Annotated in this window: 14 protein-coding genes and 1 pseudogene; 10 read left to right on the top strand and 5 right to left on the bottom strand. The window is 68.3% G+C overall.

The genetic code is table 11. From position 1 onward, the window contains the following. A pseudogene (locus tag GORHZ_RS16135) lies at nt 1-227 on the top strand (hypothetical protein); the annotation flags it as partial. Between the two features lie 136 nt (nt 228-363). Here the strand turns inward: GORHZ_RS16135 and GORHZ_RS16130 are convergent. Further along, the gene (locus GORHZ_RS16130) at nt 364-888 is read right to left on the bottom strand and encodes a hypothetical protein (RefSeq protein ID WP_006334665.1); all 525 of its coding nucleotides are present in this window, start codon (nt 886-888) and stop codon (nt 364-366) included. A gap of 165 nt (nt 889-1053) precedes the next feature. Here GORHZ_RS16130 and GORHZ_RS16125 point away from each other — a divergent pair, with 165 nt between their 5' ends. The 4 genes from GORHZ_RS16125 (at nt 1054) to GORHZ_RS16110 (ending at nt 5076) form a co-directional block, all read left to right on the top strand. Further along, a complete protein-coding gene (locus tag GORHZ_RS16125) occupies nt 1054-2394 on the top strand; it encodes a TrkH family potassium uptake protein (RefSeq protein ID WP_040532264.1) in 1341 nt (446 codons plus the stop codon). After that, nucleotides 2387-3049: a potassium channel family protein gene (locus tag GORHZ_RS16120; protein ID WP_006334662.1), complete on the top strand. Its 663-nt coding sequence runs from the start codon at nt 2387-2389 to the stop codon at nt 3047-3049. Before GORHZ_RS16125 ends, GORHZ_RS16120 begins: the two co-directional genes overlap by 8 nt. An 87-nt stretch (nt 3050-3136) precedes the next feature. Beyond that, nucleotides 3137-4024, top strand: a complete 888-nt coding sequence (locus GORHZ_RS16115; protein ID WP_006334661.1) for an S-methyl-5'-thioadenosine phosphorylase — start codon at nt 3137-3139, stop codon at nt 4022-4024. Next, on the top strand, nt 4021-5076 hold the full coding sequence (locus GORHZ_RS16110) for an NAD-dependent epimerase/dehydratase family protein (protein ID WP_006334660.1): 1056 nt from the start codon (nt 4021-4023) through the stop codon (nt 5074-5076). Before GORHZ_RS16115 ends, GORHZ_RS16110 begins: the two co-directional genes overlap by 4 nt. A gap of 12 nt (nt 5077-5088) precedes the next feature. On the opposite strand, the gene GORHZ_RS16105 is transcribed toward GORHZ_RS16110, so the two are convergent. Genes GORHZ_RS16105 through GORHZ_RS16095 form a run of 3 tightly spaced genes read right to left on the bottom strand, consistent with a single transcriptional unit; the run spans nt 5089 to nt 8197 of the window. After that, nucleotides 5089-6120: a sensor histidine kinase gene (locus GORHZ_RS16105; protein ID WP_006334659.1), complete on the bottom strand. Its 1032-nt coding sequence runs from the start codon at nt 6118-6120 to the stop codon at nt 5089-5091. Then, entirely contained in the window at nt 6117-6803 is a 687-nt protein-coding gene (locus GORHZ_RS16100; RefSeq protein ID WP_006334658.1) for a response regulator transcription factor, read from the bottom strand. Before GORHZ_RS16100 ends, GORHZ_RS16105 begins: the two co-directional genes overlap by 4 nt. A gap of 20 nt (nt 6804-6823) precedes the next feature. Then, entirely contained in the window at nt 6824-8197 is a 1374-nt protein-coding gene (locus GORHZ_RS16095) for a hypothetical protein (RefSeq protein ID WP_006334656.1), read from the bottom strand. A 112-nt stretch (nt 8198-8309) separates the two neighbouring features. On the opposite strand from GORHZ_RS16095, the gene GORHZ_RS16090 reads away from it, so the two are divergent. The 5 genes from GORHZ_RS16090 to GORHZ_RS16070 are packed head-to-tail and all read left to right on the top strand — an operon-like array spanning nt 8310 to nt 12051. Next, nucleotides 8310-9008, top strand: coding sequence for a glycosyltransferase family 2 protein (locus GORHZ_RS16090; RefSeq protein WP_006334654.1), 699 nt, complete (start codon nt 8310-8312; stop codon nt 9006-9008). Then, complete coding sequence (locus GORHZ_RS16085) at nt 9005-9700, top strand: TIGR04282 family arsenosugar biosynthesis glycosyltransferase (RefSeq protein WP_006334653.1); 696 nt, start codon at nt 9005-9007, stop codon at nt 9698-9700. The genes GORHZ_RS16090 and GORHZ_RS16085 overlap by 4 nt, the downstream gene beginning before the upstream one ends. Further along, nucleotides 9687-10376, top strand: a complete 690-nt coding sequence (locus GORHZ_RS16080) for a hypothetical protein (RefSeq protein WP_006334652.1) — start codon at nt 9687-9689, stop codon at nt 10374-10376. Before GORHZ_RS16085 ends, GORHZ_RS16080 begins: the two co-directional genes overlap by 14 nt. After that, nucleotides 10373-11620 (top strand): molybdopterin-dependent oxidoreductase, encoded by a 1248-nt coding sequence (locus GORHZ_RS16075; RefSeq protein WP_006334651.1) that lies wholly within the window; start codon nt 10373-10375, stop codon nt 11618-11620. Before GORHZ_RS16080 ends, GORHZ_RS16075 begins: the two co-directional genes overlap by 4 nt. Beyond that, nucleotides 11620-12051: a hypothetical protein gene (locus GORHZ_RS16070; RefSeq protein WP_006334650.1), complete on the top strand. Its 432-nt coding sequence runs from the start codon at nt 11620-11622 to the stop codon at nt 12049-12051. Before GORHZ_RS16075 ends, GORHZ_RS16070 begins: the two co-directional genes overlap by 1 nt. Nucleotides 12052-12106: 55 nt before the next feature. Here the strand turns inward: GORHZ_RS16070 and GORHZ_RS16065 are convergent, their stop codons facing one another. Continuing rightward, nucleotides 12107-13096, bottom strand: coding sequence for an AraC-like ligand-binding domain-containing protein (locus GORHZ_RS16065; protein ID WP_006334649.1), 990 nt, complete (start codon nt 13094-13096; stop codon nt 12107-12109). Between the last annotated feature and the right edge of the window lie 316 nt (nt 13097-13412).

The following is a 13412-nucleotide window of genomic DNA, read 5'->3' as shown; positions in this document are numbered from 1 at the left end:
GATTGCGTGTCCGCATCCTCCGCGGCCGCGACGAGGACGAGTTCTTCGACACCGCCGAACGCGTGGGACCGTACCTCACGCTGACGCGGGGCATCGCCTACGAGCGCGAGAACATCGCGTGGGCGCAGCTGGCGATCCGTGTCCTCGAGCGCCGCCGGCGGCTGCGGGATACGTCAGCCGACGACGCGGCCCCGGCCTTCGGCGGGACCCGCGAGCACCAACGATAACCGGGTCCGCGTTTGGCCACAGGCGAATTGCTGCCACGGCGTACACCCCGTGTCGGGTAGATAGACGTCGACGCGCTCGTCGTCGGCGTGGGGAGAGTTCCTCACCCACATCGAGGATTTCCTCGACCAGTGAAACTCATGAGTCCGGCTCCGGGGGTGACGACGGTGTCGTCTCGCGGCGCGGTGTCATCGTCACGAACCACGCCTCCTGCACACCCAGCACGACGATCAGGCTGAGCAGCAGCGCCTCGACTTCGATCGGGGTGAGGGCGAGGTTGAATGCGTCGGCGAACCCGGGCCAGACCGCGACGACGACGACGCCGAGGTACAGCGGCACGCCGAGGAGCCCGAAAACCCACGGCAGCACCGTCGCGTCGGTGCGCAGGGCGAATTGTCGGGCGAGCAGGGCGATCCCGATCGCGCCGAGCACGCCGGCCGCGGTGAACCCGATCCGCCACACGGCGGGGATCTCGGGGGCCACCTGTGCGACCAGCGACACGGCTGCCGGGATCGTGAACTGCAGGGAGACCAGATACGCCATGTACCGTCCGGCGCCGGACGGTCCGCCGAGGTCCTCGCGGTCCTTGATCGCGACCCACCACAGACCCAACAGGGTGAAGTTGGTGGCCGCGACGACCCTGTAGAACGCGGACTGGTCCATGGACCGACGATAGCCTCAGCACGGTCGCTCGTCCCGCTGTTTTCGCGCTGTTCACAGCCGCGGCGGCGTCGTCGGGAACCGGCCGATGGCGTAGATTCTCCCCGTGGCCAGCAACCCTGACACCCGCCGCGGCGCATGCCCCGCCCGCCGTGAGGCGACGATGTGATGGCCGCCGGTGGGAGCGGATTCCGCAGCCCCGGGCGCGTGATCGCGGCTGCGTTCCTGCTGACCATCGCGATCGGCGCGGTGCTGTTGTCCCTGCCGTTCGCGACGGCGTCTGGTCAGCGGGCGAGTCTGCTCGACGCGGTCTTCACCTCGACCTCGGCGGTCTGTGTCACCGGGCTCATCACAGTGGACACCGGCAGCTATTGGTCGACATTCGGGCAGGTGGTGATCCTCGCGCTGATCCAGGTCGGCGGCCTCGGGATCATGACGCTGGCGTCGCTGACGGTGGTGCTGGTGTCGCGGCAGCTCGGGCTGCGGGCGAGGATGGTCGCGCAGGCGCAGGTGCAGGCCGTGACGGCGAGCGATATCGGCCGGGTGGTGCGCAACGTCATCATCTTCACCCTGGGGTCGGAGGCGGTCGTCGCCGCGATCCTGGTCGTGCGGCTGGTCACCGCGTATCACATGTCGGTCGGTGGTGCCCTCTACGACGCCGTGTTCCATGCGATCTCGGCGTTCTGCAACGCCGGGTTCTCGCTCAACGCCGACAGCCTCATGCGCTATGTCGGCGACTCGACGATCGTGCTGGCGATCTCGGCCGCGGTGATCGTCGGGGGACTCGGCTTCCCCGTCATCTTCGAGCTGGTGCGGGCCTGGCGTCACCCGCGGACCTGGTCGGTGACGACCCGCATCACCGTCTGGGTCACGCTGGTGCTGTTGATCGCCGGCACCCTGCTGATCGCGCTGGCCGAACGCCACAATCCCGCGACCCTTGGTCCGATGTCGACCAACACCCGACTCCTGGCCGCGTTTTTCTCGTCGATGACACCGCGCACCGCGGGCTTCAACGTGATCGATACCGGAGCGATGACCCACGAAGGTCTCCTCGTCACCGATGTGCTGATGTTCATCGGTGGCGGCAGCGCCAGCGTCGCCGGCGGCATCAAGGTGACGACGGTCGGACTGCTCGCCTACGTGCTCTGGGCCGAGATGCGCGGCGACGCCCACGTCGACGTCGGACACCGCCAGATCCCGGCCGACAATCAGCGCCAGGCGCTGGCCGTCGCCCTGCTCGGTGCGCTGGCCGCGACCACCGCGACGTTCGCGCTGCTGTTCATGACCGATTTCGACCTCGATGCGGTCCTGTTCGAGTCGCTGTCCGCGCTGAGCACCGTCGGGATGTCCACCGGCATCACCGCAGCCCTCCCCGAGGCGGGGAAGTGGCTGATAATCGTGTTGATGTACCTCGGTCGTCTCGGCCCGCTCACGCTCGCGTCCGCGCTGGCGCTGAGGCAACGGGAACGCCGTTTCGAGCGCCCCATGGAAAGGATCACCGTTGGCTGAGTGGGAGAAGGAACCGGTCGTGGTCATCGGACTGGGGCGGTTCGGGACGGCGGTCGCGCTGGAGCTGACCCGCCGTGGGATCGAGGTGCTGGCGATCGACGAGTCGCCCAAGCGTGTGCAGAGCCTGTCCGGACATCTCACCAAGGTCGTCGCCGCCGACACCACGGACATCGACGCACTCCGCGATCTCGGTGTGGACGAGTTCTACCGTGCGGTGGTCGCGGTGGGCACCGACATCGAGGCCAGCATCCTGACCACGTCGCTGCTGGTCGAACTGGAGGTCGACGATATCTGGGCCAAGGCCATCAGCGCGCACCACGGCCGGATACTGGACCGGGTCGGCGCCAACCACGTCGTCTACCCCGAGCTGGAAGCCGGTGAACGCGTGGCGCATTTGGTGTCGGGGCGCATCCTCGACTACATGCAGGTTGACGAGGACTTCGCCATGGCCAAGATCACGCCCCCGCGTCAGGTCGTGGGGATGCCGCTCGGGGAGACGAAACTGCGCTCCAAATACGGCATCACCGTGGTCGGGGTGAAGTACGCCGGCAAGACGTTCACCTACGCGACGGCCGAGACCGAGCTGACCCACGACGACATCATCCTGGTGACCGGGCGCTCGCGTGACATCGACCGGCTCGTCGGACTGGACTGAACGACACGTCGCGGTCGGTGATGACGAAACCCTGACCGATCGCGACAATCACCGACGAGTCTGACGCAACCAGCGCAGGATTGGACCATGTCTGTCGCCACTCCGGATACCAACACCTTGGATACGAGCGCCGCCATCGGGATCATCGGCGGCACCGGTCTATATCGGTTCTTCGCCGACGACGAGGACGTCGCCGACGTCCGGGTCGAGACCCCGTTCGGGGAGCCGTCCGCACCGCTGCGGGTGGCGAAGGTGGGCGGCCGGCGGGTGGTGTTCCTGCCCCGGCATGGCACCCACCACGAATACCTGCCGCACCGTGTGCCGTATCGGGCGAACCTGTGGGCGTTGCGGTCTCTCGGGGTCCGCCGGGTGATCGGGGCGTGTGCGGTCGGCGGGCTGCGTCCGGATCACGGTCCGGGGGTGATCGCGGTGCCCGATCAGCTTGTCGACCGGACGACCCGACGAGATCAGACCTTCTTCGACCGTCCCGAACTGCTCGGCCCCCGCTGGTCGCCGACCGGGCCGATCCACGTGCAGTTCGCCGACCCGTACTGCGGGCAACTGCGCGACGCGCTGTCGGGGGCGTCCGGGGATATCGTCGGCTCGGGAACTCTGGTCGTCATCGAGGGGCCGCGATTCTCGACGCGAGCGGAGAGTCTGCGGTATGCGCGCGAGGGAGGCACGCTGGTCAACATGACCGGCCAGCCCGAGGCCGTACTCGCCCGGGAGCTCAAGATGTGTTATGGCACAGTGTGTCTCGTGACAGATTTGGATGCGGGTGTCGAGGAGGGGGAGGGGGTGACCACCGCGCAGGTCTTCGCCGAGTTCGCGCGCAACCTACCCCGACTCGTCGACGTGATCCGCGGGGCGATCGAGACCATCGATCCCGACGACGAATGTAGTTGTGCGGCAGCCGAACATGATGTGGAGCCGTTGTTCTCCTCGGCCGATGTGAAACCGGGTGTGCAGGCATGAGCCGCGTCCTGGTCACCGGCGCGGCGGGTTTCATCGGGTCCCGGATCACCGAGGTTCTGCGAGACGCCGGTCATATGGTGACCGGCGTGGACGCGCTCATCCCGGCGGCCCATCCGATGAACGCGCAGCCACCGCCGGGGGTGCAACGGATTGACGTCGCCGACCGGCAATGCATGATCGAGGTCATGGCGGACGTCGACGTCGTGTGCCATCAGGCGGCGATGGTGGGGGCCGGGGTGAACGCCGCCGACGCCCCTCGCTATGCGCGGGAGAACGATTGGGGCACAGCGCAGTTGCTGGCGGCGATGTTCGAGACGGGGCGGACCCGGTTGGTGCTGGCGTCGTCGATGGTGGTCTACGGGCAGGGTCGGTACCGCGACGTCGACGGTGACCTGGTCGAACATGTCCCGGCGCGTCGCCCGGATGACCTGGCGGCGGGACGATTCGAGCACGTCGTCGACGGGCGGCCGCTGCAGTGGGGGCTCACGGGGGAGGACACCCCGTTCGCGCCGAGCACGTCGTATGCGGCGAGTAAATGCGCCCAGGAGCATTACGCGCGGGCCTGGACGCACCAGACCGGTGGTTCGGTGATCGCGCTGCGCTATCACAACGTCTACGGACCACGGATGCCACGCGACACCCCGTACGCCGGCGTGGCGTCGATCTTCCGGTCACGTCTGGCGGCGGGTCTCGCGCCGCTCGTGTTCGAGGACGGCGAGCAGATGCGCGATTTCGTGCATGTCGACGATGTCGCGCTGGCGAATCTGCGGGCGATCGAGGCGATCGAGCGCCTCCCCGGATTCACCGCGCTCAACGTGTGCTCGGGGACACCGATCAGCATCGGCACAGTCGCCCGGCTGCTCGCCGAGGCGGCTCGCGGGCCGGCCCCGGTGATCACCGGCGACTTCCGGGCCGGGGATGTGCGGCATGTCGTCGCCGATCCGAGGCTGGCGCGCGACCGCATCGGCTTTACCGCCGAGGTCGCGCCGGCCGACGGGATCGTGCGATTCGCGTCGGAGCCGCTGCGCGCGCCGTCGGGGTTGACCACGTAGGGAGGGAAGCCGTCACGCCGGTGTACCGACGAGCGGCAGTGTCACCTCGAACCGGCTGCCGGAGTCGGTGTTCGACGCGACGATCGATCCCGAGTGGGCGTCGACCAAGCCCTGCGCGATCGCCAGACCGAGGCCTGCCCCGGCGGGCACACCGTCGTTGCCGGTGGGGGTGCGGGATGTGCTGCCGCGATACGACGTCTCGAAGATCCGTTCCAGGTCGCTCTCGGGGATCCCGACGCCGGTGTCGTCGACCCGGATCCACGCGTCACGGTCGGATTGTCCGAGTGCGATGTCGATCTGCCCGCCAGGTGGGGTGTGCGTGATGGCGTTGACGACGAGGTTCGTCAGGATCCGGGACAGTGCCGACGCGCTGCCGAGGACCGGAACCGGTTCGGCCGGGCACGCCACGTGCAGTGACACCTCTGCCCGCTCGGCGAGGGTGCTCGTCGCCCCGGCCACCTCGTCGATGACCTCGCGGACGTCGATGGTCTCCATGTCCAGCGTCAACGCTCCCGCGTTGATCCGCGCCATCTCGAACAGGTCGTCGACCATACGGGCCAGCCGCACGGTCTGACGGTCGATCTGCGTCGCGAACGACGCCACTTCTTCCGGGTCGGTGACCACCCGGTCGCCGAGCGCCTCGGCGAGTGCCTTGATGTCGGCGAGGGGAGTACGCAGGTCGTGGCTGACCCAGGCGATCAGTTCCCGCCGCGACTGCTCGGCAGCGCGTTCCTGCTCACGCATATGACGTTCCCAGACGGTGCGGCGGGCCTGGAACCGTCCGAGCCAGAGCGCGGCCGGGATGGTGACCAGGGCGACGGCGGCCAGAACCGCGCCGGTCCGCCAGATGTCGCCGGTGAACATCAGCCCGCTGACGCCGAACACACCGACGAAGGTGGCGGCGAGGGGGATGAGCACCATCACCACCATGCTGAACAGCAGCGACGCGCGGCGCATCCAGACCAGCAGCAGCCCACCTGCCAGTACCACCGGCGCCGTCCAGGCCAGCGCCAGCAGAAGGATGCGCGCGGTCTCGGAGTTCACGGTGTGTCACCGCGGCTCGTCCAGCGATAGCCGCGTCCCCACACGGTCTCGATGCGTGACGATTCGCCGAGCTTGGCGCGTAGTCGTTTGACGTGCACGGTGACCGTGGACAGATCGCCGAACTTCCAACCCCACACCCGCTCCAGCAACTCGTCGCGGGCGAACACGGTGTCGGGATGCCGCAGGAAGAAGACGAGAAGATCGAACTCCCGCTTGGTGGTCGACACCGCCCGGCCGCCCACCACGACCTCGCGGGCGGCGAGGTCCGCGGTGACGTCGCCGTCGGTGACCGAACCGCCGGCGGGTTCTGCCGCCGCGGCCGACGAGCGGCGTAGCACCGACTGCACACGCAGGCTCAGTTCGCGTGGGCTGAAGGGTTTCGCCACATAGTCGTCTGCACCGGACTCGAGGCCCAGTACCCGGTCCTCGGCTTCGCCGAGCGCCGTCAGCATGATGACCGGCAGGTTGCCGTGGCGGCCCGCGCGGATGCGTCGGCACACGTCGATCCCGTTGCCCTCGGGCATCATCACATCCAGGATCGCGAGGTCGACGTGATTGCGGTCGAGTTCGTCGAGGGCAGCAGCCCCGGACCCCACGACGACGACCTGCATACCGTCGCGCTCGAGGTAGCGCCGCACCACGTCGGTGACCACCGGATCGTCGTCCGCGACCAGGATGTGCATGGCCTCAGCCCACTCCCATCTCACCAGTACGTCAACAGCAAGTGATTGATCGTCAGCGCCAGCGCCGCCTGCGCGCACAGCCAGAACCGCTGGTGCCGGACCGGGAGCGCGGCCGTGCACACCATGACCCAGATGCTGAACGGCAACCAGATGCGTTCGGTCTCAGCCTTGCTCAGCGCGCTCAGGTCTGCGGCAAGGATCATCAGTACACCCGACATCGCCAAGAGCGCTGCCGGTTGCGTCCAGATCCGCGGTCGCCACATCCGCCCGAGCCCGGCGAGCACGGCCGGGCCGAGCGCGCAGGTCGTGGCGGCGAGGTTGGCCCAACCCCAATACGAGAACGGCCGCCGGGAGGCGATGCCCTGGTAGTAGCGCTCGACGACGAGGTGATAGCCGTCCAGCCACCAGAAGCCGAATGCGGCGAAGACGCCGACCACGGCCAGTGCCGCCGGCACGCCGAAGAGCAGGGGACGCGCGGTGCGGGTGCCGATCAGTACTGCCACCGCGGCGATCCCCATCAGCACCATCCCGTAGCTGAGGAAGATCGAGAACCCCAGGACCAGGCCACTCGCGACTCCGGCGACACCACCCCACAGCCCGGATGCGGTCGCTGACACCGCGAGGAGCGCAACGCCCCAGGCTGCGACACCCATGTAATAGCCGTCGGCGGACACACCCACCCAGACCAGTCCGGGAAACAGCGCCAGGAAGGGCGCACATCGACGTGCCCAGTCCTCGGCCCCGACCCGGCGCAGGGTGACCATCACCGCGACCGTGGCGCTGCACCCGATGAGCACGCACCAGACCCCAGCCCAGGCCCCGCCGCCCAGCCCCAGCCGGTCGAGCCACACAAAGGTGAGCAGTGATCCGGGCGGGTGCCCGGATACATGCGTCGTCCACGACTCCGGCCGGCCGTCGACGATGCGATCAGCGAACGTGCGCAGCATCTCGGGGATATCGTGCACGCCCCCGACCACGGATAGGTATTCGTCGGGACGCACGAGTCGGCCGGCGAAACCCCGTTTCCAGCCGTCGACCAGGGCGAGCGCGAACGTCCATGCCGTTGCCGTTCCGAACACCAAGAGCTGCAGTCGATGCCACGGCAGCCGCCTGGCCAGTGCCGGCAGCGCTGCGATGGCCGCGACGGCGATGAGTACCGCGGGCACGGTGCCCGGGCCATGATGCGGCAGCCACTTCCCGAACAGCGGTGCGGCCTCGGCGAAGATGACCCCGCGCAGCGAATCACCCACGGCCAGTGGCAGGATGACCGCTGTCGCGACGAGCGCGGCGCCCAGCGTCACGCAGACGGCATCGCGGCGCCACGTGATCCGGCGCGCCGACTCGTCGTCGAGGAATCCGGTGCCGGGGACGGACCGGGTCGCGGTGTCGCTCACGTGTCCAACCTAGGTTGCCGGGCGCCTCGAGCGCACCCCGGTGGTCCGATGTCACGGTTCTGTCATCGTTTTCGCCTACCCACCCGACCGGTGGGGTTCTAGCGTGAACGTCATGGGTAGCAGCGGTGAGCGCACCGGCGCCGATCGGACCAGGGTCGAGCCCGACGACGTGTCGGTGATCATTCCCTGCCGCAATGAGGCGGGTTCCCTCCCGGATCTGCTCGCACGGATTCCTGCCGGGATGGAGCCCCTTGTGGTCGACAACGGCTCGGATGACGGCACCGGGCGGGTGGCACGCGATTGCGGCGCCACTGTGGTGACCGAGCGCCGACCGGGTTACGGATCGGCGGTGCACGCCGGTGTGGTGGCTGCGAGAAGACCGGTGCTCTGCACCATCGACGGCGACGGCTCATTGTCGCCCGAGGAGCTACCGCGATTGCTTGAGCGCCTCGCCGCCGGGGCCGATCTCGCCGTCGGGCGCCGAATCCCGCAACCCTCGAGCGCGTGGCCGATGCACGCCCGTCTCGGATCGTTGTTCGTCGCCTGGCGTTTGCGCCGGATGTACGGCATGGGGGTACACGACATCGGCCCGATGCGTGCGATTCGGCGCGAGGTGCTGCTGGGACTCGACGTCGGCGATCGCCGGTCCGGATATCCCGTGGAGGTGCTGGTGCGGGCCGGGCGGGCCGGACTCCGCGTCGACGAGTGCGATGTGATCTACCGGCCCCGGACCGCGGGCACGTCCAAGGTCTCCGGCTCGTTGAGGGGCTCGGTGCGCGCCGGCCGTGACTTCCTGGCGGCCCTGTCATGACGACGGCGGTGCTGGTGGTCGCGAAGTCCCCGGTGCCGGGAGAAGCCAAGACACGTCTCATCCCGCGGTACGGGCCACACGGGGCCGCCGAGCTGGCCGCCGCTGCGCTCCTCGACACCGTGCGCATCGCAGGTGCGGTCCCCGGGGCCCGGGTCGTGGTCGCCTGCCGCGGCCACCTTGGCGACGCGGTCCGTACCGAGGAACTCGCGGTGGCGTTCGCCGGGTGTGCGGTCATCGGGCAGCGCGGAAACGGGTTCGGCGAGCGATTGGCGAATGCCCATCGCGACGCCGTCGGCCTGGGGGCGCACCGGGTGGTCCAGATCGGCATGGACACACCGCAGGTGACCGCCGGGCAGCTCGCCGAGATGGTCGAGGACCTCGATCGTGACGACACCGACGCGATACTCGCGCCCGCGGGAGACGGCGGGTGGTGGGCGCTGGGGCTCCGCGACGGGCGAGGCGCATCGGTGCTGCCGAGTGTGCCGATGTCGAGGCCGGACACGGGCGCTCTGACGGAGCGGGCGCTACGCGGGGAGGGGCTGCGGGTGCGTCGTGCGAACCTGCTCGACGACGTCGACGTGCCCACCGACGTCGACCGGGTCGCGGTTCAGTGTCCCGCGGACAGCGAATTCGCCAGAACAGCAGCGCAACTGGGATTCTCGACCGATCGGAGCCGACATGGGGCACACTGAGGCGGCCGGTCCGGTGCCGGTATTCGACCCGGCGCTGCGCGGTGGGTCGTGGTCATGCCGGCGCAACGACGGTGCACGTGGCCCACTTCCGGTCGCGCGGTGGTTCGGCAGCGCGCCCGACAGCGCGGATGGCAGGTTCGACGACGCCGTCGTCGCACGGTGCGCCGGCCCGACGATCGACCTCGGCTGCGGTCCCGGCCGGTTCGTGACGGCTCTCGCGGCGGTCGGAGTGGCCGCACTCGGCGTCGACCACTCGCGGGTCGCGGTGCGACTGGCCCGTGAGCGCGGAGCTGTTGCGTTGTGCCGCAGCATCTTCGATGGTCTTCCCGGGGAGGGGAGGTGGCATCGGGCGCTGCTGATCGACGGCAATGTCGGGATCGCGGGCGACCCCACTCGTGTGCTGCGGCGGGCCGCCGAAATCGTTTCGACGACCGGTTCGGTCCTCGTCGAACTCGATCCCGACGTCGAACATGTCGCGGTCGAGGTGATCCGGTTGGAGGCCGGCGCGATCGTCGGACCGTGGTTTCGCTGGGCGCGGCTGGGCATCCTGGGTGCCGAGGACATCGCGCATCGGCTCGGGATGTCGGTGGCGGGCGTCTGGGAGGAGTCGGGCCGTCAGGTGGTCGAGCTGATCCGATCGCAGGGGCACGGGCCGGTTTTGCGGGGTGCGTCGTGAGCATCGATCGGATCACCACGACGTCGGCAGCCGCCGAGCCGCTCCGGGACCGCCGGGTCACCACGCGGGTGGGACTCGCGCTGGCAACGTGTTTCGTGGTCTGCTTCGTCACCGGACTGCTCAGTCACTGGATCCAGCACCCGCCGGACTGGTTCGCGTGGATCAGCCGACCGGCCTGGCTGTACCGGGTGACGCAGGGCCTGCACGTGATCTCGGGGGTCACGGCCATCCCGCTGCTGTTGGTCAAGCTCGGGATCGTCTATCCGAAACTGTTCGAGCGCCCACTCATCGGTTCCCCGGTGCGCGCGATCGAGCGGATGTCGATCGCGGTTCTGGTGTCGTCGGCGATCTTCCAGCTGGTCACCGGGCTGATGAACATCGCCCAGTGGTATCCCTGGCGCTTCTTCTTCCCCTCCGCGCACTACGCGATGGCCTACGTGGCGATCGGGGCGCTGCTCATTCACATCGCGGTGAAACTGCCGATCATCCGCGACGCCCTGGAGTCGCCTGTCGATGCCGAGCGGACCGACGTTACACCGCCTGCCGCACCGGAGGATTCGGGCGACGACGACGCGGTCGACGACGAGGACGTGGGCGAGGACGACGGGGCCGGCGACATGACCGAGCCGGCAGAGGAACGCGACGGCCTCGGCAGCCTGCTCACTCGCCGCACCGTGCTCCGCAGCGCATGGGTGGCCGCGGGGATCGGCGCGGTCGCCTTCGCGGGCCAGACCGTCACACCGCTGCGCAGGCTCGCGGTCCTCGCGCCCCGCAGTGGCGAGGGACCGCAGGCGTTGCCGATCAACCGGACCGCCGCACAGGCCGGCATCGTGGCCGCGGCGCAGAGCCCGGACCATCGGCTGCTTCTCACCGGGCCCGGTGGCGAGCACGTGCTGACCCTCGATCAGCTGAGGGCGATGCCGCAGCACACGGTGCGCCTGCCGATCGCGTGCGTGGAGGGCTGGAGCGTGGAGGCCGAATGGACCGGCGTGCGGCTGGCGGATCTCGCCGCGATGGCCGGACACGGCGGCGACACCGACGTCCGAATGGTATCGCTGGATCGCGGCCTCTACGGGACCGCCGACATCCCGATCGCGCAGGTGCGCAATCCGTCGACGCTGATCGCGTTGCGGCTCAACGGCGCCGAACTCGATGTCGACCACGGCTACCCGTGCCGGCTGATCGCCCCGAACCTCCCGGGCGTGATGCAGACGAAGTGGCTGTCACGGATCGAGATGCTCTGATGACGACGCGGGTGATTCGGGTGCTGCTGATCATCGTCGGTGTGCTCGCGATAGCAAACGGTGTGGCCCTGATCTGGGACTTCTCGCGCAGCGATCAGGTCTCGATCGTGCTCTGGCTCGCCCTCGGTCTGATCGCCCACGACGCGATCCTCGCGCCGGTCGCCCTCGGTGTGGCCTGGCTGGTCCGTCGCGTACTGCCCCCGGACTGGTGGAAACCGGTGCTGCTCGCCTTGGCGTACACCAACATCCTACTGCTGCTTGCACTCCCGGTCATCTTGCCCCGCCCGGCGGGTCAGTACCCCGACAATCCGACGGTGCTCGATCGCAACTACGGCCTCGGGCTGATGGTCGCGATCATCGCCGTCTGGGTTGGGGTGTTCGCGGTGATGGTGCTGCCTCGACGGCTCGGGAGGTCGCGACCGCAGGCGTAACCCGGGCACGGTGAGTGCATCGATGCCGGGGGCTGATCTGGGCCGCTCATCGAGCTCAGACGGCTTCGTCGACGGGCGACCGTGACGAAGCCGAATGGGTGTGCTGCCGGAACTCGCGAGGGGATTGGCCATACGTCGAACGGAACAGCCGCGAGAAGTGGGCAGCGTCGGTGAATCCCCATCGGCTCGCTATTCGGCTGACCGACAGGTGCGCGAGGTCTTGCGTGCCGAGATCTCGTCGGCACCCCTCAAGCCTGCGCTTGCGAATCCATCGAGATGCGCTCTCGCCCTCCGCCTCGAACAGCTTGCGCAGGTATCGCGGCGAAATATGGTGCGCCGCAGCGATGCTCGTTGGATCCAGCATCAGATCGCCAAGATTCTCCTCGATGTAGTCCTTGACCTCCCGCAGCATCGTCGGCTGCCGGGAGCCTGACGACGTCTCGTCGTCGATGCCGAGCTCGTCAGCAGTCGCTGCGGCGAGCATGTCCAACAAGGCATCGCCGAGAAGTCGGTTGGTCTCTGGCGCGTGTTGGTCCATGCGTTCGGTCAGTCCGGTCATGAACGGAGTGATGAGTCGCGGCAGACTGTTATCCCCGGAGATTCGTCGGCCGGTGATCGCCTTCATCGACCGCTCCGGGAGATTCAGAAGGTTTCGCGGGAAGAACAGAACGATCATCTCGAACGGTCCGTCCAGGCGCAGGTCGTAGGGCTGATTCGTGTCGTAAAGCGCCATGTCGCCGGCCGTGAGGATCGAATCGCGATCGGCTTGCCTCAGCAGTGAACGACCTGAGCTCTGCAGACTGAGCTTGTAGAAATCGGGATCACCGCGTCGGATGATCTTCGTGGTGCGATGAACGGTGTGCGCTCCGGCCACTATATGGGCGAGCCGCATGGACCCAAGGTCTGCGAGCCGGATGCGCCCCCGAAAACCGTCCGCACCTTCCTCGGCGACGACCGGCACAAAAGCCTGGGACAGGTTGTCCCGGAACACATCAAAGCCCCGATCGTCGCTACCCGGCAATCGGCTGCCGTCGGTGTCGATCATCGCGCTCCTGTCGATCGGTGAGAGATCCCGGCGGAATCATTCAACGCTTGACCTTATGACGTTACCGGACGCAGGCCCGATTGGAAACGACTGCGATATGTGCCGGCCGCTGCTCGCTGTCGCCACCGACGATGACTGGTGCCGCGGTGGTCAACACCAGTGCCGCGACGAGCAAGAGTGATCTCAGTAACAGGTGGCAGCATCATATGCACCACACCACAGACCGGCTACCAGGTGGGAAACGCCGAGGTCATGGGACTGCCAACGCGGAGACGGATCAGACTTCGAGACTCGCAGGCCCCGGCACGTGCCGGTT

Source organism: Gordonia rhizosphera NBRC 16068 (assembly GCF_000298195.1).
Classification (GTDB): domain Bacteria; phylum Actinomycetota; class Actinomycetes; order Mycobacteriales; family Mycobacteriaceae; genus Gordonia; species Gordonia rhizosphera.
Note: the sequence above shows the minus strand (reverse complement) of the source record. Positions and strands in the feature narration are given on the sequence as shown.

Coding starts and splice junctions, on each gene's coding strand:
- GORHZ_RS16090 (WP_006334654.1), top strand. CDS start 8,310: ATGGGTAGCAGCGGTGAGCGCACCGGCGCCGATCGGACCAGGGTCGAG.
- GORHZ_RS16070 (WP_006334650.1), top strand. CDS start 11,620: ATGACGACGCGGGTGATTCGGGTGCTGCTGATCATCGTCGGTGTGCTC.
- GORHZ_RS16110 (WP_006334660.1), top strand. CDS start 4,021: ATGAGCCGCGTCCTGGTCACCGGCGCGGCGGGTTTCATCGGGTCCCGG.
- GORHZ_RS16130 (WP_006334665.1), bottom strand. CDS start 888: ATGGACCAGTCCGCGTTCTACAGGGTCGTCGCGGCCACCAACTTCACC.
- GORHZ_RS16085 (WP_006334653.1), top strand. CDS start 9,005: ATGACGACGGCGGTGCTGGTGGTCGCGAAGTCCCCGGTGCCGGGAGAA.
- GORHZ_RS16125 (WP_040532264.1), top strand. CDS start 1,054: ATGGCCGCCGGTGGGAGCGGATTCCGCAGCCCCGGGCGCGTGATCGCG.
- GORHZ_RS16100 (WP_006334658.1), bottom strand. CDS start 6,803: ATGCACATCCTGGTCGCGGACGACGATCCGGTGGTCACCGACGTGGTG.
- GORHZ_RS16115 (WP_006334661.1), top strand. CDS start 3,137: ATGTCTGTCGCCACTCCGGATACCAACACCTTGGATACGAGCGCCGCC.
- GORHZ_RS16065 (WP_006334649.1), bottom strand. CDS start 13,096: ATGATCGACACCGACGGCAGCCGATTGCCGGGTAGCGACGATCGGGGC.
- GORHZ_RS16080 (WP_006334652.1), top strand. CDS start 9,687: ATGGGGCACACTGAGGCGGCCGGTCCGGTGCCGGTATTCGACCCGGCG.